The following is an 18,747-nucleotide window of genomic DNA, read 5'->3' as shown; positions in this document are numbered from 1 at the left end:
CACCGGCATCGGCCAGGTGGCTGAGATCGTGACGATGCTGATCCTCGGCGCGGTGTTGAAGAAGCTTGGCTGGAAGACGACGCTCATCATCGGCATTCTCGGCCATGCCGCCCGGTTCGGCATCTTCGCGTTTTTTGGCAATCCGGAGAACCAGTGGCTCATCATCGCCGTCCAGGTGCTGCACGGCATCTGCTATGCCTTCTTCTTTGTGACGGTTTACATCTTTGTGGACGCAGTGTTCCCGAAAGACATCCGCTCCAGCGCCCAAGGACTGTTCAATCTGCTGATCCTCGGCGTCGGCATGGTGGTGGCGAGCAAGATCTTCCCGCAACTGCTGGCGAAGTACACCGTGAACGGCGTCGTGGACTACAAGCAGCTCTTCCTTGTCCCAACCGGCATGGCTCTCGCTGGTATCGTCTTGCTGGCACTCTTCTTCCGCCCGCCGACCCACGGGCCGGAAGGCGAGGTGAAGCATTGATCACGATCCAGCCCCTTCAAGGTCATGAAACTCGCCTTTTGCCTGCTGCTGTTGTTCGCTGCCACACTGCTGGCGGCGGACAAGAAACCCAAAGCGATGCGGACGAAGGGCGAGACTCTGTTCGTGGAGGAGTTCAAGTCTGACAAGCTCGACGAGAAATGGCTGTTCAACAAAGGAGAGGACCGGGCGAAGTTCGTCGTCAAAGACGGGGCCTTGGAGCTCGATCAAGGCGGGGCGCAGGGCGCGGTGATCTGGCGTGCGTTTGATTCACCGGTGCAGGATGCTTCGATCCAGTTGCTCGTGAAGCCATGGGCCTGCAACTGGATCGCCTTCGGGTTCTACGAACCGGGCGAACGTCCCGGCGGTGGGAGGAAATTGAACATCGTGGTGGCGAAAACGGGCGCGGTGGCGATTCGTGACGTGAAAAACCAGGATTCGCTCAAAGCGGTGAACACGCGCAACTCACCCGAGGAATGGCAGCGCGTGTGTTTTGAATCGAAAGGCGACAAGATCACGATCTCCGTCAATGATCGCGAGGTTCTGGAATACAAGACGGAGCTGACCACGGGCGAGAAAGCGGGCGTGTTGATCAATCTGTATGGTGGGAAGGGCAGCATTGATGAAGTCGAGGTGAAGAGCCTGAAATGACGAAACCAGAATGATGAATGACGATTGCCCCTACAATGGCGCTTTCGTCATTTGGACTTCGACATTCATTCGTCATTCGCTAATTCGTCATTCGACATTTCCACCGCCATGAACCCACCCGGCCTCGACGATCTTCTCACCTGCCTGCGTTTTCCTTCTGTCTCCACCGACTCGGCGCGTCGTTCCGACGTGCGTGCGTGTGCCGAATGGCTGTTGAGCAAGGTGCATGCCATGGGTCTGACTGGCGACCTGCACGAGACGCCCGGCCATCCGGTCTTGCTCGCGAAGAACAAGCACATCGCCGGTCGCCGCACGGTGCTGTTGTATGCGCATTACGACGTGCAGCCCGCGGAGCCGCTGAACGAATGGAAGTCACCCGCGTTCGAGCCGACGATCCGTGACGGGCGCATTTTCTGCCGTGGTGCGACGGACAACAAAGGCCAGCTCATGGCCCACGTCCAAGGACTGGCCGAGACGCTGGCCAAACATGCCGATCTGCCGGTGAATCTGATCTTGCTGTTCGAAGGCGAGGAAGAGATCGGCAGCCCGAACTTGAAGCCGTTTCTCGAACAGCATCGAGATGAACTGAAGTGTGATGTGGTGGCGATTTCGGACACTGGGATGGTGGCTCCAGGCGTCGGCACCTTCACGTATGGCCTGCGCGGCATTGCCTGCATGGAGGCAAGGGTTCATGGACCGGCGATTGACCTGCACAGCGGCATTTTTGGCGGTGCGGTGGCGAATCCGGTCACAGCGATCGCGCGTCTGACGGCCACGCTGCACGATGCGGACGGACGCGTGAAGATCGACGGCTTCTACGATGGCGTGCGTGAGATCGCAGACTGGGAGCGCAAGGCTTGGGCCGCGTTGGGTGATGGCGATGCGGAGATGCTCGAACTCACCGGATCGCCCGCGTTGTTCGGCGAACCGGGCTACACCGAGCGTGAACGCCGCTGGGCACGTCCCACGGCGGAGGTGAATGGCATCGGCGGCGGTTATCAGGGCGAAGGCTCGAAGACCGTGATTGGTCGCGAGGCGTTCGTGAAGCTGTCGTTCCGCCTCGTGCCGGATCAAAAGCCCGATGAGGTGCTGAAGCGTGCGGAGGCGCATCTGCGTGCGCATTTGCCGAAGGGCGTGCGTCTTGAAGTCATTCCTGGCCACACCGGCATGCCTTACATCATGGATCCGCATTCGCCCCTGGGCACCGCGGCGCAGCGTGCGTTGAAAAAGGTGTTTGGCGACAATGTCGCACTCATTCGCGAAGGTGGCAGCATCCCGATCGTGCAGGCCTTCAAAGACGTTCTTGGTGTCGATACACTGCTGCTTGGTCTTGCCTTGCCAGACTGCCAGGCGCATGCGCCGAACGAAAACTTTCCCATCGAGAACTTCCTGGCTGGTGTGCGATTGAACCAGGCTTTGCTCGCGGAACTGGCGTGATTTTTTCACGAAGTTCGCAACCAAGCCACAGAGTTGAGGTTTGTGGCGTCGTGCTTCAACAACCAGCGCAACTCACGATATGAAACTCAAAAAATCATTCATCTATGGCTTCAGCATTCTGAGCCTGACCTGCCTCGCCAGTGCTCAGGAAGGTCCCAAAGGTCCACCACCCGAAGGCGGTCCTCCTGGCGGCAGACCTCAAGGTCCCGGAGGCCCTCCCGGCGGCGGTGATGCCGGCGCGCGTCTGGCGGAGTTCATCAAACGCGCTGACAGCGATGGTGACGGCAAGCTCAGCAAGGATGAGTTCGCCAGCATCGGCAAAAGAGAGAGTGAGGAGCGCTTCGCACGCGCCGACGCCAACAAGGATGGCTTTGTGGACAAGGAAGAAATCGGCAGCATTGCTCAGCGCATGCAGGGGCAGGGCCAGCGTCGTCCGGGTGCGGAAGGTGGCCCGCCCGGCGGTGCCCCCGGCAGCGAAGGCGGTTTCCGCCGCCCTCCCGGAGGTCCTGAAGGCGGCCCGCGTCCCGAAGGCGGCCCGCGTCCCGAAGGCGGCCCGCGCCCTGAAGGAGGTCGTCCGGAAGGAAATCGTCCCGAAGGTGGCCCTCGCCCGGAAGGCGGTCGTCCCGAAGGTGGTTTCCGCCCCGGCGGTGAAGGACAGTCCGGCCCCATGCGCGGGTTGATGGGTGATCCGAAGGAAAACTTCAAGCGCATGGACACCGACGGCAACGGCAGCGTGTCCGAAGAGGAGTACGTGAAGGCGATGGAACGCGTGCGTGAGATGTTCCGTGGCCGTTCCGGGCAGCCTGGACAGGGACAGCCCGGACAGCCGGGGCAACCCGGCCGCGAGGGGGGATTCCGTCGCCCTGGTGGTGAAGGCGGTGCTCCCGGCGGCGAAGGTGGATTCCGTCGTCCTCCGACCGAAGGTGACGCCCCGAAGCCTGAAGGCGAAAAGCCGAAGGACGCAGCCTGATCTCGTCGTCTGAATCGAATCGCATCGCGGGATGGTCGAAAGGCCATCCCGCTTTTTTGCGCCCGCAAAGTCAGGCACGATCACGAGCAGATGAACTGCTGATCAGCGGCAGCGGCATGGCCTCATCTTCCGCCTGATGCACACATCATGGCGTTCCTGAACGAGAGTGGCGGATGACCGCGCTTGTGATGCGGCTCGATGGCAGTTATGAATGGCTCATGGCCGTCGTTGCTGACTTCAGCCGCTCTCAAAACGAAACGCTCCGCCTCGAGCCATGGTGCCGGTTGTTGTCATCCGCGTTGTTGGCGGCCGGGATGACGATATGTCTGCCGGCAGGCGGACAGGATGCCGCTGGAAAGTCGTTTGTGCCCGGCGCTGGCACACGCACGGATGTGAAACCGTTCTACTTCGCGATTCCAGCGCCACGGGGACAGATCCTGGACCGTCAGGGACGGCCTCTGGCGCAGAACCGGCTGGTCCGGCGACTGCAATTGACGGTGCCAGCCGAACAACGTGGCACGTTGGAAGCCTACACGGCCTGGCTGGAGCAGGCGGTCACCGAATTGACGCAGGACTGGCCGGGCGTCCGCATGCCGGATGCGGAGACGTTGAAACGCCACCACGAGGACCGGCCGGAGCTGCCCGTGACGGTGAGTGATGCCGTGAAGGACGAGTTGGCGATTGATTTGAAAAAGCATCCGCAGGCGCATGTGCGCAGCGAGTATGTGCGGCATTACCCGCACGGGGACATGGCGGCGCATCTGCTCGGTTATGTGTCCGCCGACGGTGCGCCACCGGTCGGCCCGGTGCTCCGTGGGGAGCCGCTCTGGCAGCGCACGCGGGGCGCGGCCGGTCTGGAGGCTGCCTTCAATGCGCAACTCACCGGTGGTGACGGCACCGTTTGCTTGATGATGACCGATGCGGGCCGTGTGGCCTATGAGCAGGTTTTCATTCCGCCTCAGCCCGGCAGGGATGTCGTCACCACGCTGAACCTCGACACGCAGCGCGTGGTGGAGGGCGCCTTGAGCCAGTCGCGCAAGCGTGGAGCCCTGGTCATCATCGATGCCTACACGGGCGACATCCGCGCCATGGCCAGCAGTCCGCGCTTTGACCCGAATGCCTTCGCGGAGGGCATCTCCAGCGCGGATTTTGCCGCTCTCACCGAGAACATCGATGGTCCGCTGTTTGATCGTGCCCTGCTGGGCACCTATCCACCGGGGTCGGTCTTCAAGCCGATCGTTGTTTTCGCCGGATTGCGTGCCGGGACGGTGGACGCGTTCCGCGAGTTCGATTGCGGCCCCACGCTCATGATCGACGGACGTGAGTTTGACAACTGGTCGAAAAGCGACAGCGGCTGGTTCAATGCACGCGCGGCGATCATCCGCTCCTGCAACACCTACTTTTACCAGTCCGCCATGGCGACACGGGACCTGCCCATTCTTTACATGGCGCGTGAATTTGGCTTCGGCTCACCTCCAGTGCTGCCGCTGAAGGCGGCGGCCGGTTCGCTGCCCAAACGTGCGCCATCGAACCACGATCTGGCGAATTTATCCATCGGTCAGGGCGTCACCGAGGCCTCCCCATTGCAGGTGGCCATGGCGATGGCCACGATTGCGAACGGCACCTGCCGTCCCCGGCCAAGGCTGGTGATGCAGACACAATCGCAGGCGGGGCAGGTGGGCGATGTGGCGAGCCCCTGCCGGGAGGTTTTGATGCCGGTGAGCGAGCGTGACCTCGAAACCGTGCGACACGCGATGTTTGGCGTGGTGAATCACGTGAACGGCACCGGAAAGGCTGCCCGGCTGAAAAAAGTCGCTGTGTTTGGCAAAACCGGCACCGCCCAGTGGGTGCTGCGAGGGGAGAAGGCGAATGTCGTGTGGTTTGCCGGTTATGTGGACACCATGCCGCCTCTCGCCTTCGCCGTGGCAGTGGAAGGAGATGCCAATGAAGGCGGTCTGTCCGGTGGAGGCACCGCTGCTCCGATCATCGCCAAAGTGTTGCGTGACATCGAGGAGAAACCGTCCGCGCACGGAGTGAAGTTCGAGTCCGGCACGGTGATCACGGAGAATGATCCGCTCACAGCTCCACTGACGCCCGACTTCATCTACGACCGGCCACCCTCACGGACGCCTGCCAGGCCGATGCACGACTTCTTCTCCCGCTTGTTCCGCTAGAGCTTTCCCCACCGTCATCGCCAACACGTTCATGATTCCTTTCTTCCACAAGCTTAGAGGCCGCTGGCATCGGTTTCCGGGGTGGGTGCGTCACGCCGCGACGTTTTTCATCGTGCTGGCCTCTGTCGGCCTTGTGGCGTTCGGCGTGGTCTGGCGTCATTACGCTGGGATCGCGGCTACGTATGACATGGAGGCTCTGAGCCGCGGACAGAATGAGACGCTTATTGTGGACACGAAAGGGGAACTCGTCGGCAGCGCCAGTGATATCGAGCGCGAGCCGGTCTCGCTCAAAGACGTGCCCCAGCATCTGGTTCAAGCCGTGCTCGCCACCGAGGATGCGCGGTTCTACAGCCATCCCGGCTACGACGTCGTCGGCCTCGTGCGCGCAGCCTTTGCGAACTTCGGCTCAAGCACCATCAGGCAGGGCGGCAGCACGATCACCATGCAGCTCGCACGCAACGCCTTCGGTCTGCGCGGCCGGAACTACGAGCGGAAACTCACCGAGGTCTTTCTGGCCATGCGCATCGAGCGCGAGCGGACCAAAGACCAGATCCTCACCAACTACCTGAACCGCATCTACCTCGGCCACGGTTGCAGCGGCGTTGGAGCGGCAGCGCGCTGCTACTTTGGCAAGGACGTGCGCGACATCTCACTGGTCGAGGCGGCGACGCTGGCGGCCATCATCAAGGCACCGGTGACCTTCTCGCCGGTCAGCCAGCCCGAACTGGCCCGGCAGAAGCGAAACCTGACCCTGAGGCGCATGGTGGAAACCGGGGACATCAGCGAAGTGGAGTCGATGACCGGCCAGGAGCAGCCTCTCGTCGTGAAATATGACAAGACCCGTGTCCGCACCGGCTACATGCTGGCCGCAGCTCGCGAGGAGTTTCAAAATCTGGGGCTCAAGCCGGGAAGTCCGCCTGCGGCATCGATGACCATGCGACTGGACTGGCAGCATCGACTTGATGACATGATGCGTCGGCATTTGGAGGCGCTGGCCCCCGACGACAAGGACCTCCAAGGCGCGGTGATCGTGCTCGACAACCGCTCCGGTGCGATCCTTGCGATGCAGGGCGGGCGAAACTTCACCACCAGCCCGTTCAACCGGGCGCTGGATGGCGTGAGACCGCCCGGCATCGCCTTTCTGCCGCTTGTTTACGCAGCCGCGCTTACCTTGAAGCCGGACCTCACGGATGCGCCCTTCATTGACGGGCCGCTGGACAACCGGCAGGCGATGATCGGCGGTTTGACGGGCGCGCTCGGCGAATGGGGCGCGGATGGCGAGCAGATCGCCTATGACGGCGGCACGATCACGCCGCTGCAGGCGCTGCTTGAAGCCCGCACCGCCGCCACCGTGCGTCTGGGTTACGAAGTCGGCCTTGATCCTTTGCGGACAGCTCTGATGCGCTGCGGGTTCACCGATCCGTTGCGGGTGGAGGCGGCTTTCACCCTGGGCCAGAGCCACTTGCGTCTGATCGAGGTGGCTCGTGCGTTCACCGCGTTGCCAAATGACGGGCGCCCGTGCCCCGTTCCGCACGTCCTGCTGGCCTCGTCATCACCGCGTGGGGAGGAAGTGTTTTCTCCAGCGGCGGCGGCGCACGTGCGCAACACGCTGATCGCCGGAATGACGCGCCCGGAATACCGTCAGCCGCTGGTGAAGCACAAGCTGGCGCAAAAAAGCATCGCCGGCTTTGGTGGCATCACTTACGACCGCACCGATGCGTGGTTCATCGGCTTTGACCGGGTGCGCACCTGTCTTGTCTGGATCGGACACGACAAGGACATCCCCATCAGCCCCAAAGCGAACGCGGCCAACGCAGCGCTGCCATTTTGGGCGGCTGTGTTCGAGATGGTTACCGAGGGCAAACCCCTCGGCTGGGATGCGAAAGGCGGTCTGCCTGCGTTGCTGGCCGTGCCGCCCCGTGCGCTGCCCGTGGGAAACGAGATCCGCGTTCCCGCCATCAAGCCTGCTTCCACGGTGGTGATCGGCGTTGATCCCTACCGGGCCGCCGCTGCCGAAAGCCCGTAAAGACGGTCGCAGAAGCCTCAGAGGCCCATCACTTGCTTCAGATACGCGATGCTCTGGCGGGCGATGGTCGGCGCGTCCGGCGTGTAATCGAACACCTCGGTGGACAGATAGCCATTGTAGCCGGTCTCACGCAGGGCGGCGATGATGGGCTCATACTTGATCTCGCCCTGGCCAGGGCCGCGCAGATTCGGGTCGTTCGTGTGGAAATGCACGGTCCATTCCTTGCTGTCGCGGATGATGTCGGCGATCGGCTTCGATTCATCGCTCATCGCCTTCACGTCGAGGTGCAGCTTGCAGGATGGGTGATCCACCAGCTTGCAGAAGCGGATCGTCTCCTCGGCTGTGTTTAGAAAATTGGTCTCTTTGCGTCCCAGGGGCTCCATGGCGATCACCACGCCGTATTTGCCGCACTCGTCCGCCACTTCGCGAACGCACTCCGCGGCACGTTTGAAGGCGTCTTCGTAATTCCACTCCGGCAGCAGGTTGCGGGCCTTCGGACTGCCCCAGACCATGATGCGACCACCTGTGGCACCGCAGAATTGCGCCAGATGCCGGCCAAACTTCACCGTCTCTTTCCGCGGCAGCACATCCGGCGTCGTGATGTGAAACCACGTGGGCTTCGTCAGCAGCCAGTGCAGTCCCAGGATTTCCAGGCCGAAAGACTTGGCCTTGGCGCAAAGGGTCAGCGCTTCTTCGATCGTCAGGTCACGGGGGTCTTCTTTCAACGTGAAGGGAGCCAGTTCGATGGCCTGATAGCCGGCGGCGGCCACATCCTCGCACATTTTTTCGAAGGTCCAGTTCTGATAGGTCTCGTTGCAGATCGCGAATCGCATAGGACGGGCAGATTGGGCGGGTGCCGCCGTCCCGTCAACATGCTTGCGCACCCCCGGCCCCGGTGTGCTATGTTTCCGCATGTCCGCCAGCCGCCTCGTCCTCCTCCTGTGCAGTTTCGCCGCGTTCGCCCATGCCGAGCTCGCGCTCGATGTCCCTGCGATCGAGGTCAAACCGAAGCCGGAGGACGAGGAGGTGGAGACCACCTTCACATTTCGCAACAAGGGTGACAAACCGGTGAAGATCCTCGGCCTCGAGAGCGCCTGCTCCTGCCTGAGTGCCGAACTCGACAAGGCTGAGTATCAGCCGGGCGAAACCGGCACGGGCCGTGCCTCGTTCAAGGTCTCCACCTTCGTCGGACGCCATGAGAAACACATCATGGTGAGCACGGACGATCCCAAGCAGGCGGAATGGCAGGTCGATTTCATCCTCGATGTGCCGGCGGTCGTGGACATCAAGCCGAAGCAGCTTCAGTGGTTCATCGGCGACGAGCCGACGCAGAAATCCTGCCTCGTGCAGTTCACGGGTGACGAGCCGACCAAGATCATCAAAATCACGCCCACCCGTGAAAACGTCGAGTTTGACTGGAAGGAGGTCAAGGAAGGCCGGGAATACCTCATCACCGTGAAGCCGAAGTCCACACAGGACGTCACGATGGGGGCGCTGAAGATCGAGACCAGCAGCAGCATCGCGAAGTATCGCTACCAGCTCGCCTTCTTCTCCATCAGCCGCAAACCGGAGCCGCAGCCGGCGTCCGCCGCTGTCACAAAGCCTTGAACTGGCCTGTCATGTTGCGTGCGATCCGCCAGGCCTTCGTGCTGATTCTTGTGAGCGCTGCCGCTGCGTGGGGCACGCATCTGTGGCATCCCCGGGCTCCGGCCCTCTACCTCGTGCAGGAGCCTCTGCGCGATGATGAGGTCTCGATGGAGGCGATTCAAGAGCGCTGGAAGGGCCAGGTGCTGTGGATAGATGCGCGTCCGCAAGAGCATTTCGACGCTGGTCACGTTCCTGATGCGCTGCTTCTGAACGAGCAGAAGTTTGAGCAGCAGCTCGTAAACTATCTCGACATTCTGCAAACGAACACCAAACCCATCGTGGTGTATTGCAGCGCCGCGAAATGCGACGCCAGCCGGCACGTGCTGGAGCGCCTGAAGCAAGTGCTGCCCATCGAGAACGCCTTCGTTCTCAAAGGCGGCTGGAAGGCGTGGCAGCAGGCGGGGGCCCGTTGAGCGCCGTGCCGCTGGTTGCGGTCTGGCCTTCGTGGACCTACGTTCGGCCATGAACGCGTTCCGCCAGATCCTCGCCACCATGCTGCTGCTCGCCTCCGCGCATGCCGCCGATCCTGCATTGGCCGGAAAAGCCGCCCGCGTCGTCGTGCGTGATTCCGATCTCTCCGATGTCCGTCGCTGGAATGAAATCCGTCAGTGGATCGACGAAGCCGTCGCCCAGGGCACATCGGGCGTCATCCTGGACCTTCACATCACCCAAAGCAGCGCCCAGTCCGTGCTGCCGCTGGCGGAGCAGATCGCCCGCCTGAAGACAAAGACACAGGCCTATGTGAACACCTCAGCTGTCGGTGGCGGGGCATTGCTGGCGCTGGCCTGCGATGAGATCTGGATGGCGCCCGGATCACGCATCGGAGCGGCTCCGCCGAAGATCGTGGTGGATGAATCACTCTCCACCAAGGCTCAGGACACGCTGCTGGCGGAGGGTTTGGCCGTTTTGAAGGCCGGGGCACGCAGTTTGTGCAAACTGAAGGGCCACCGCCCGGAGATTGGCGAGGCCTTTGTGGATCGTGAGAAGGGGCTCGTCGTCGGTTCGACCACCCTGGCGGAAAAAGGCGAGCTGTTGCTGTTGGATGCCGATGCCGCCGTGCAACCTGTCGATGGCAAGCCGTTGCTGGCGCGGGCGATCATTGATGATGTCGAGGCGCTGGCGAAATCCGCCACGCCATCGGGCGCTATGGTCACTCTGGACGCCGCCTGGTTCGACAAGCGCAACGCGGCTGTCGGCGGAGCCAGCCCCGGCACGCAGGCGGAGACCGTTGATAAGATTGAAGAGAAGAGCGAGCCGAAACTGCCGGTCATCGCCCGCGAGCAGAACTACAAGGACAAAGTCGTCGTCATTCCTGTGGGTCAGGATGATCTCATCATTCCTGCCCGCTTCGAGTTCATGAAGCGCACGCTGAACCTGTGCAACGAGCAGGGGGCGGAGGCGGTGATCTTTGATCTCGACACGCCCGGCGGACTGGCCTGGGACACGATCACTCTGATGATGAAGGATCTGCAGAACCTCAAGACGCGCAGCCTCGCTTACGTCAACACGCGGGCCATATCAGCGGGTGCTTTGATCGCCATGGCCACCGACACGATCTACATGGCGCCCGCGAGCGCCATCGGTGCCTCCACACCGGTCATGGGCGACGGCACCGAGATGGCGGCCGCTGAACGCGCGAAGAACAACTCCGCCTTCATGGGAATGGCCCGCACGGTCGTGCGCGAAAAGGGCCACGATGTGCGCATCATCGAAGGCATGATCGACATGGAACGCGGCCTCGTCATCAACGGCCAGGTCATCATCCCGAAAGGGGAGATCGTGACGCTCGATTCCGAGCAGGCCACCATGCTCGTCGATGGCAAGCCTTTGCTGGCAAAGGGGATCGTCAAGACGATCGAGGAGATCAAGCAGCGCGAATCGCTGAAAGGGGAGCTCATCACCGCCGAGCCGACCGGATTCGAGTGGATCGCCATCTGGGTCACGCGGTATGCCGCCATCCTCATCATCATAGGCCTCGCCGGAGGCTATCTGGAGATGCAGACGCCTGGATTCGGCCTGCCGGGTTTCGTTTCGATCAGTGCCTTCGCCGTGTTTTTCTTCGGTCACTACGTCGCAGGCAGCCTGGCAGGAAAGGAGACCATGGTGGTGGCCGCGATCTTTGCCCTGGGCATCATCTTGATCGGCGTGGAGCTACTCGCGGCACCGGGAACCTTTCTTCCGGGCATTCTGGGCTTCATCTGTGTCATGGTGGCCCTGGTTTACGCCATGTCGGGCTGGGAAGTCGCTCCACCGGCTGGCGAAGTGCCTTCATCCACCGGGGGCATCTCCTTCAATCTCACTGCTTACGCGCTCGGCTTCCGCAATTTCGCCCTCGGCGTCAGCGGAGCCGCCTTGATCATCACCGTGCTGTGCCTCTGGCTGCCCGAACTGCGCCCCTTCCGTGTGCTCGTGCTGCAAAACTCCGCAGGCGGCACGTTCGAGGATGCCCCTGCCATGCAGGCCGCCGCCCGGGCCAGGACGGGCGACGGCGGCGTCACGCGCAGTGCTTTGCGCCCCTACGGCACGGTCGAAATCGGCGGACAGCTCGTCGAGGCCATGGTCGAGGGCGGCTACCTCCAAAGCGGCTCCTCCGTGCGGGTGCGCGAGGTCGTGGGGCAAAAGATCATCGTGGAAGCGGTATAGTCGTTACTTTCCGCAATGCGCTTGGCAGAATCCGCGTAAATTGCCCGCCCCAATCATGTCCAAAAACCTCAGCGCGCTCTCCTTCCGTAAAGGTGTCGAAAAGAACGTCTTCGAACGCATGGTCGAAGCCGCCGAAAAGCACGGCACCGCCGAAAAGAACGACCTCGTCCGCCAGATGGGACAGGATCACCTGTTTGGCGATGCCATCACGCTCGGCGCGGTGAGCTTCTACGACTTCCTCAAAATGGAAAACGAGGGCAAGAAGGTCTTCGTCTGCAATGGCAGCGCTTGTTTGTGTGCCGGGACGCAGGACAAGCTGCACCACACGCTCGAAACGCACTTCAAGAAGGACGAGATCGGCCACATCTGCTGCCTCGGCCGTTGCCATGAGGGCGGCGCGCTTCAGTTCGGCGGCAAAAACTACTCCGCCCAGACCGACGCCGCTTTGGACAATCTTTTCAAAACCGGCCAAGGCGACAGCGAAGACCGCTACGCCGCCGTCTCGCACCTCCAGCCCGCGATTTTGACCGCCGAGTTCAAGGGCATCGAGGACTACTATGCGCCCTTCAAGAAACTCATCACCGAAGGCAATCGCGATGCTCTCGCTGTCGAATTGAAGGACAGCGGCCTTCGCGGTCGCGGCGGCGCGGGTTTCCCGCTTTCCATCAAGTGGGCCGGTTGTCGTGCGGCCGAGGGCGCGGTGAAATACGTCGTCTGCAACGCCGACGAAGGCGATCCCGGTGCCTACATCGACAAATACCTCATGGAAAAGCAGCCGCACAGCGTGCTGCTCGGCATGATGGTGGCCGGTTGGTTCGCTGGCGCTGAAACCGGCGTGCTCTACATCCGCGCCGAGTATCCGGACAGCGTCACCATCGTGAATCAAGCCATCGCCGATCTGCATGCGGCTGGATTGCTCGGTCAGAACATCCTTGGCACCGGATTCAACTTCGCGCTGAAGACCATCAAAGGTGCCGGAGCCTACATCTGCGGCGAGGAAACCGCGTTGCTCGCCAGCATCGAAGGCCTGCGGCCCGAAGTGCGCACGCGTCCACCCTTCCCGGTGAATGAAGGCCTCTACCGCAAGCCCACCATCGTCAACAACGTTGAAACCTTCGCCAACCTCCGCGCCATCCTCACGCTTGGCGGCAAAGGCTACGCGCAAATCGGCACGCCACAGTCCACTGGCCCGAAGCTGCTCTCGCTCGACAGCCATTTCGTGAAGCCGGGCATCTACGAAGTCGCCATGGGCACGCCGCTGCAAACCGTCATCGACCTCGCGGGCGGCTTCAAATCAAAGGTGAAGGCCATTCAAATCGGCGGCCCGCTCGGCGGCCTCATCCCGATGAGCCACATCGCCCAGCTCACCGTCGATTTCGAGAGCTTCAAGAAAGCCGGCTTCCTCCTCGGCCACGCCGGTGTCGTCAGCATCCCCGAGTCGATGCCGATGATCGAATACATCCAGCACCTCTTCCAATTCACCGCCGACGAAAGCTGCGGCAAATGCTTCCCCTGCCGCCTCGGCAGCACGAGAGGCAAAGAACTCATCGCCAAAGCCCGCAGCGACAGCAGCTACAAGATCGACCGCGAACTCATCACCGACCTGCTCGACACGATGGAGCAAACCTCACTCTGCGCTCTCGGCGGTGGCGTCCCGCTGCCGATCAAGAATGCGCTGGAGCATTTTAACGGCGAGTTGCAATCCTACTTCCAAAGCTAACTTCGCCCCATGGTCACCGCCACAGACAGCTCCGCGACCGCCGCAACCTTGCGTGAAAAGGCGCAGCCTGTCATCGCCGAAGCCACGCGGCGGCTGGTAGCGGAGTTTCAGCCGGAACAAATCTGGCTCTTCGGCTCTTATGCCTGGGGCGAGCCGACGGCGGACAGCGATCTGGATCTTTTCGTCATCGTGCCGGATAGCCTGGAGAACTCCTTGAGCCGTGCTCAAAAGGCGCATCGGGCCTTGAGTGAACTACAGATGCCAAAAGACGTCATCGTGAGGACCACTGCTGAGGTGGAGCGTGTGAAAAACCTGCGCCCCACGCTTGCGTACAAAGTTCTCCATGAAGGGAGGCAGCTCTATGGACGCTGAACTTTATTCGACGGTTCAGGCGTGGTTGACCCGAGCGAAAAGTGACCTCTCTCTCGCCACGCACTCCATTGAAGAGATCGGAGATTGGCTGGATTCCGCTGTTTACCATTGCCAGCAGGCGGCTGAAAAGGCGCTCAAGGCTTTCCTCGTCAGCCAGAACGAGTCTGTGCCTAAAACACATGACATCCGCCGACTTATCGAGTCCGCCAGGGTCTATCGAGACGAGTTCGGAGGCTTTCTGGCGGATGCGGACCTCCTCACACCGCTAGCGACGGAGTTTCGTTATCCCATGGATGATGAAGCTCCCATGCCGACGCTCAACCAAGCAAACGAAGCCCTCGCCGCCGCTCGCCGCATTTACGATTTCGTTCTCTCCGTACTTCCCACGGAAACCCATCCTGTTTAAACTTCTTCAATCTTCTGCGCCATGGTCCAGGATCTCTCCACTCTCACCGCCTTCATCGACGGCGAACCGCATCGTTTTGAAACCGGCGACACGCTGCTCAATTTCATCGACCGGCATCGCGGGCGCGGCTTTGTGCCGACGCTTTGTGATGCGCCGCAGCTCGAACCGTATGGCGCGTGCCGTGTTTGCAGCGTGGAGGTCGCTTTGCAGGCCGATGGGCCGCGTCGCGTGGTGGCGAGCTGCCACACGCCGATTGCTCCAGGCATGCACATTTACACGGAGAGCCAAAAAGTGCGTCGCCTGCGCAAAAACATCGTCGAGCTCGTGCTCACGGATCATCCGCTGGACTGCCTGACCTGCGAGGTGAGCGGAAACTGCGAACTTCAGACTGTGGCGGCCAAGGTGGGCATCCGCGGCGTGCGTTACCCGGCGGGCGCGAACCATCTCGACCGCGCCAAGGACCGCTCGCATCCTTACATGACCAGCGAGTTGTCGAAGTGCATCAACTGCTCCCGCTGCGTGCGTGCCTGCGATGAAATCCAGGGCCAGCACGTGCTCTCGATGCATGGTCGTGGCTTCAACGCGAAGATCATCAAGGGCCTCGACCAGTCCTTCGCGGACTCGGAGTGCGTGAGCTGCGGGGCCTGTGCGCAGGCCTGCCCGACCTCGGCCATTAGTGACGTGTTCTTTTCCAAATCCATCGAGGCCACGAAGAAGACCCGCACGGTGTGCACTTACTGCGGCGTCGGCTGCAATTTAAATGTCGCCACGAAGGGCAACGAGGTGCTGAGCATCCAAGCGCCCGTCGATGCGGAGGTGAATCATGCCCACACATGCCTGAAGGGCCGCTTTGCGTTCAAATTCTACAATCATAAGGACCGCCTGCGGAAGCCGCTCATTCGTCAAAGCGATGGCAGCTTCAAGGAAAGCACATGGGATGAGGCTTACGACCACATCGTGGCAAACCTCACGCGCATCAAAAACGAGCACGGTGGCAACGCGGTGGCCGGCATTTCGTCCGCACGCTGCACGAATGAGGAAAACTACCTCATGCAGAAGTTCATCCGCCATGTGATGGGCACGAACAACATCGACTGCTGCGCCCGCGTCTGCCATTCGCCGACCGCCTGGGGCATGCAGAAGTCATTTGGTACCGGCGCAGCCACGAACAGCTACGAGGACATCGAGCACACACGCTGCGTCATGGTCATCGGCGCGAATCCCACCGAGGGCCATCCCGTCACCGGCGCACGCTTGAAGCAGCACATCATGAAGGGCACGCCGCTCATCGTGATCGACCCACGCAAGATCGAGCTCGTGCCGTATGCGAAGCATCACCTGCAACTCCGCCCCGGCACGAACGTTGCTTTGCTCAACATGTTCGCGCGATGCATCCTCGATGCCGGTTTGGTGAAAACGGAGTTCGTGCGCAAGCGCTGCGAAAACTGGGAGGAGTTCGAAAATGGCCTCAAAGCCCTCGATTTGGACGAACTGGCCAAAATCACCGGAGTGGCCGTCGAAACCGTCCGTGCCGCCGCTCTCGAATACGCCAGCGCGGAGGCCGCGATGAGCTTCCACGGCCTCGGCGTCACCGAGCACGAGCAGGGAGCCAAAACGGTCATGCTCATCTCGAACATCGCCATGATGACCGGCAACATCGGTCGTCCCGGTGTCGGCGTGAACCCGCTGCGCGGTCAAAACAACGTCCAAGGTGCTGCTGACATGGGCTGCCAGCCGCATCAAGGCGCGGGCTACTTTGAGATGGTCGATCTCGACGTGCAGAAGCGCTACACCGAGTTCTACGGCACGCCCGCACCCACCGAACCCGGCTGGAAGATCCCGCAGATGTTCGACGCGGCCATCGAGGGCAAATTGAAGGCACTCTGGCTCATGGGCGAAGACGTCGTGCAGACCGATCCCGATGCGCATCACGTTCGCCACGCGATGGAAAGCCTCGAATTCCTCGTCGTGCAGGAGATTTTCATGACCGAGACGGCCAAGTATGCGCACGTCATCCTCCCCGCGTCCACATTCCTCGAAAAAAGCGGCACCTTCACCAACGCCGAGCGTCGCGTGCAACGCGTGAACGCCACCGTGAAGCCGCTCGAAGGCACCAAGCCCGACGGCCAGATCATGTGCGAAGTCTTGCAACGCTTCGGCTTCCCGCAGCCCGATTACACGCCCGATGGCGTGCTCGCCGAGATCGCGCAGATCGTTCCGTTCTTCAAAGGCATCACTTGGGAGAATCTCGACATCAACGGCAAGCAGTGGCCCGTCAAAGAAGGCGGCATCGACACGCAGATCATGCACCAGGAGCAGTTCGCGCGTGGCAAAGGCCACTTCCATTACTTCGACTGGAAGGAGTCCACCGAGCTCAAGACGAACGGCACCGAATTCCCCTTCATCCTCACCACCGGCCGCATCTTGGAGCACTACAATTGCGGCACCATGACCCGCCGCACCGGCAACAGCGAGATCGTCGTGCAGGACTACCTCTCGCTCAATCCCGCCGACGCCCAGCGCAAATCCATCCGCACCGGCGACCGCGTCCGCCTCAGCAGCGCCCGTGGCGAAGTCGAGCTCGAAGCCCGCGTCACCGATGAAGTGAAGCCCGGCATCCTCTACACCACCTTCCACTTCCCCGAAGCCATGGTAAACAACGTCACCGGCCAGGGCTGCGACGCGGACACGATGTGCCCTGAGTACAAAGTCATCGCAGCGGATGTCGAATTCGTCAGCGCCGGGAAGCCGAAAAAGAAGCGGATGATGGAGATGGGGTGAATATGACTTCCCTCCCAGAGATGGCTTCGCATACGGACTTCAAGAAAATATCTGGAATTCAGCCAGCTTTACTTTTTCCGTCGCCGCCGCCCGTGCGTATTGAAGAAGCGAGGAGGGTCAGTTGGTCCCGTTGAAGCCTTCGGGAACTGTACTCGCAAGCGGCGAGCCAAGTCGCCAACGGGGCCATCAAGATTTATTGCTGACTCAATGACGGTCGCCGCTGTTCGCTTATGGTCTGGATCTCCAGCAAGGCATTCGGATAAACATTTCTCAGCAACGGTTGGGTCGATTTTGCCCAGGACTTCACGCCATGCGACAGGCGCATACTCAATTACCACGCGCACCAGTCCCTCCGCTGGCCCAGTGAAATCGTGGCTATAGTTTGATAGGCCGCGCGCTATATCAGCAATAAAGGGACTCACAGCCTGTTCGACTAATTCTCGTCGCGCTTCGCCTACAATGGCCAACGCCAATCCGCCAAAGCTCCAGTTTACAAGATTGTAGTGTGATAGACGCAGGATGCCCCCCTTAGCGATGTGCGCGACTCCGACTTCCGGCGCAATGAGCATCAAACGCGGTGGAAACTGGACTATACGGTCGGCTCTGTCAGCGATGAGTTTTTGCACAAGGTGTCGCACCTGTGGACGAGAGTGGAGGGCACTAAGGAGCACCTCGGTGTCATGAGGCATATTCGCCCAATCGTTGCTGATTACGGAATCGAGCTTCCCCCAATTGAGTTTGCGTAGGACCGCATGGTATTTCCGTGGTGCCGACTTGCAGAGGAAGTGAAGGAAATATGCAGCTGATTGAAAATGCCGTGGGCGCACGGTCGATATTTGTTCGGCTGCCAAGCTGGGGGCAATTTTCTCGCATATGCGCTTGGCGATCGCCCATTGACGGCTAGTCGGCTTCAGGTTCCCAACATACACGCCCAGCACGTCGAACACTCGCAGCACTCTTGATGCGAAATCTTGGCTCAGTTGGTCAAACCCACCGACAGGGTCTTCGGCAAGGACTTGTTGGGCGGTAGGGATGAAGAGTTCCGCCATTTCCAGTGCCAAACTCTCGTCCCGCCAAACCAACGAAGCGCAAAAGTGCGAGAAGATGAAGGGTTCATTAAGGAAGCTTTTGTGCCTGGCAAACTCACGAAGTTTGTCCCTATCAAGCGCAGCCAGAAAGTTGGCGTTAAATTCATCTACATTTACGTAAGAGATGCTGTTCAAGAGATCGGCCAAACCATAAGCCGTGTTGGGATTTGCGTTCGAATAGGCCGCAGCGATTGCAGCTGAATCAGCTGATTTGACGACTTTCTCGGCAACTTCTCGATCCTGCTGAGCAAGATCGTTCAAGATACGGCCAAAGCCGTATGCGCCATCACTAGGCAGTGTTTTAAAACCTCAAAAGGCGAGAGAAAGAAGTTGTACTCACGGGTTGGATAACGGATG

General features: G+C 60.9%; 15 protein-coding genes. 13 read left to right on the top strand and 2 right to left on the bottom strand.

Annotated features, from left to right (window positions below; translation table 11 throughout):
* The 6 genes from IAE77_RS28580 to IAE77_RS28555 all read left to right on the top strand — a co-directional run.
* A partial coding sequence (locus tag IAE77_RS28580; protein ID WP_294234547.1) for an MFS transporter occupies positions 1-478 on the top strand: 478 nt, incomplete at its 5' end.
* Between the two features lie 24 nt (positions 479-502).
* A complete protein-coding gene (locus IAE77_RS28575) occupies positions 503-1,126 on the top strand; it encodes a family 16 glycoside hydrolase (RefSeq protein ID WP_294234544.1) in 624 nt (207 codons plus the stop codon).
* Between the two features lie 108 nt (positions 1,127-1,234).
* Entirely contained in the window at positions 1,235-2,563 is a 1,329-nt protein-coding gene (locus IAE77_RS28570) for a dipeptidase (RefSeq protein ID WP_294234541.1), read from the top strand.
* Positions 2,564-2,642: 79 nt separating this feature from the next.
* The gene (locus IAE77_RS28565; RefSeq protein ID WP_294234538.1) at positions 2,643-3,533 is read left to right on the top strand and encodes an EF-hand domain-containing protein; all 891 of its coding nucleotides are present in this window, start codon (positions 2,643-2,645) and stop codon (positions 3,531-3,533) included.
* Positions 3,534-3,706: 173 nt separating this feature from the next.
* The gene (locus tag IAE77_RS28560; RefSeq protein ID WP_294234537.1) at positions 3,707-5,707 is read left to right on the top strand and encodes a penicillin-binding transpeptidase domain-containing protein; all 2,001 of its coding nucleotides are present in this window, start codon (positions 3,707-3,709) and stop codon (positions 5,705-5,707) included.
* 31 nt (positions 5,708-5,738) lie between these two features.
* A complete protein-coding gene (locus tag IAE77_RS28555; protein WP_294234531.1) occupies positions 5,739-7,733 on the top strand; it encodes a transglycosylase domain-containing protein in 1,995 nt (664 codons plus the stop codon).
* A 17-nt stretch (positions 7,734-7,750) separates the two neighbouring features.
* On the opposite strand, the gene IAE77_RS28550 is transcribed toward IAE77_RS28555, so the two are convergent.
* Positions 7,751-8,566 (bottom strand): sugar phosphate isomerase/epimerase family protein, encoded by an 816-nt coding sequence (locus tag IAE77_RS28550; RefSeq protein ID WP_294234528.1) that lies wholly within the window; start codon positions 8,564-8,566, stop codon positions 7,751-7,753.
* Between the two features lie 79 nt (positions 8,567-8,645).
* Between IAE77_RS28550 and IAE77_RS28545 the strand changes: the two genes are divergently transcribed.
* From IAE77_RS28545 to fdhF, 7 genes are read left to right on the top strand one after another with little or no spacing between them, the layout of a single operon-like run.
* Positions 8,646-9,341: a DUF1573 domain-containing protein gene (locus IAE77_RS28545; protein WP_294234525.1), complete on the top strand. Its 696-nt coding sequence runs from the start codon at positions 8,646-8,648 to the stop codon at positions 9,339-9,341.
* Positions 9,338-9,793 (top strand): rhodanese-like domain-containing protein, encoded by a 456-nt coding sequence (locus IAE77_RS28540; protein ID WP_294234523.1) that lies wholly within the window; start codon positions 9,338-9,340, stop codon positions 9,791-9,793. The genes IAE77_RS28545 and IAE77_RS28540 overlap by 4 nt, the downstream gene beginning before the upstream one ends.
* Before the next feature lie 49 nt (positions 9,794-9,842).
* Positions 9,843-12,023 (top strand): hypothetical protein, encoded by a 2,181-nt coding sequence (locus tag IAE77_RS28535; protein ID WP_294234521.1) that lies wholly within the window; start codon positions 9,843-9,845, stop codon positions 12,021-12,023.
* A 55-nt stretch (positions 12,024-12,078) separates the two neighbouring features.
* A complete protein-coding gene (locus IAE77_RS28530; RefSeq protein ID WP_294234519.1) occupies positions 12,079-13,743 on the top strand; it encodes an NADH-ubiquinone oxidoreductase-F iron-sulfur binding region domain-containing protein in 1,665 nt (554 codons plus the stop codon).
* Between the two features lie 9 nt (positions 13,744-13,752).
* Positions 13,753-14,115, top strand: a complete 363-nt coding sequence (locus IAE77_RS28525) for a nucleotidyltransferase domain-containing protein (RefSeq protein WP_294234517.1) — start codon at positions 13,753-13,755, stop codon at positions 14,113-14,115.
* Positions 14,105-14,521, top strand: coding sequence for a HEPN domain-containing protein (locus IAE77_RS28520; protein ID WP_294234515.1), 417 nt, complete (start codon positions 14,105-14,107; stop codon positions 14,519-14,521). The genes IAE77_RS28525 and IAE77_RS28520 overlap by 11 nt, the downstream gene beginning before the upstream one ends.
* A gap of 21 nt (positions 14,522-14,542) precedes the next feature.
* Positions 14,543-17,302: a formate dehydrogenase subunit alpha gene (gene fdhF, locus IAE77_RS28515; protein ID WP_294234513.1), complete on the top strand. Its 2,760-nt coding sequence runs from the start codon at positions 14,543-14,545 to the stop codon at positions 17,300-17,302.
* A gap of 68 nt (positions 17,303-17,370) precedes the next feature.
* Here the strand turns inward: fdhF and IAE77_RS28510 are convergent, their stop codons facing one another.
* On the bottom strand, positions 17,371-18,651 hold the full coding sequence (locus tag IAE77_RS28510) for a hypothetical protein (protein ID WP_294234511.1): 1,281 nt from the start codon (positions 18,649-18,651) through the stop codon (positions 17,371-17,373).
* Positions 18,652-18,747: the final 96 nt, after the last annotated feature.

The organism is Prosthecobacter sp., from assembly GCF_014879935.1.
Lineage (GTDB): Bacteria > Verrucomicrobiota > Verrucomicrobiia > Verrucomicrobiales > Verrucomicrobiaceae > Prosthecobacter.
The sequence above is the reverse complement of the archived record's forward strand: the minus strand, read 5'-3'. Positions and strand labels throughout refer to the sequence as shown.

Coding starts and splice junctions, on each gene's coding strand:
- IAE77_RS28525 (WP_294234517.1), top strand. CDS start 13,753: ATGGTCACCGCCACAGACAGCTCCGCGACCGCCGCAACCTTGCGTGAA.
- IAE77_RS28545 (WP_294234525.1), top strand. CDS start 8,646: ATGTCCGCCAGCCGCCTCGTCCTCCTCCTGTGCAGTTTCGCCGCGTTC.
- IAE77_RS28555 (WP_294234531.1), top strand. CDS start 5,739: ATGATTCCTTTCTTCCACAAGCTTAGAGGCCGCTGGCATCGGTTTCCG.
- IAE77_RS28535 (WP_294234521.1), top strand. CDS start 9,843: ATGAACGCGTTCCGCCAGATCCTCGCCACCATGCTGCTGCTCGCCTCC.
- IAE77_RS28530 (WP_294234519.1), top strand. CDS start 12,079: ATGTCCAAAAACCTCAGCGCGCTCTCCTTCCGTAAAGGTGTCGAAAAG.
- IAE77_RS28550 (WP_294234528.1), bottom strand. CDS start 8,566: ATGCGATTCGCGATCTGCAACGAGACCTATCAGAACTGGACCTTCGAA.
- IAE77_RS28520 (WP_294234515.1), top strand. CDS start 14,105: ATGGACGCTGAACTTTATTCGACGGTTCAGGCGTGGTTGACCCGAGCG.
- IAE77_RS28570 (WP_294234541.1), top strand. CDS start 1,235: ATGAACCCACCCGGCCTCGACGATCTTCTCACCTGCCTGCGTTTTCCT.
- fdhF (WP_294234513.1), top strand. CDS start 14,543: ATGGTCCAGGATCTCTCCACTCTCACCGCCTTCATCGACGGCGAACCG.
- IAE77_RS28560 (WP_294234537.1), top strand. CDS start 3,707: ATGACCGCGCTTGTGATGCGGCTCGATGGCAGTTATGAATGGCTCATG.
- IAE77_RS28575 (WP_294234544.1), top strand. CDS start 503: ATGAAACTCGCCTTTTGCCTGCTGCTGTTGTTCGCTGCCACACTGCTG.
- IAE77_RS28565 (WP_294234538.1), top strand. CDS start 2,643: ATGAAACTCAAAAAATCATTCATCTATGGCTTCAGCATTCTGAGCCTG.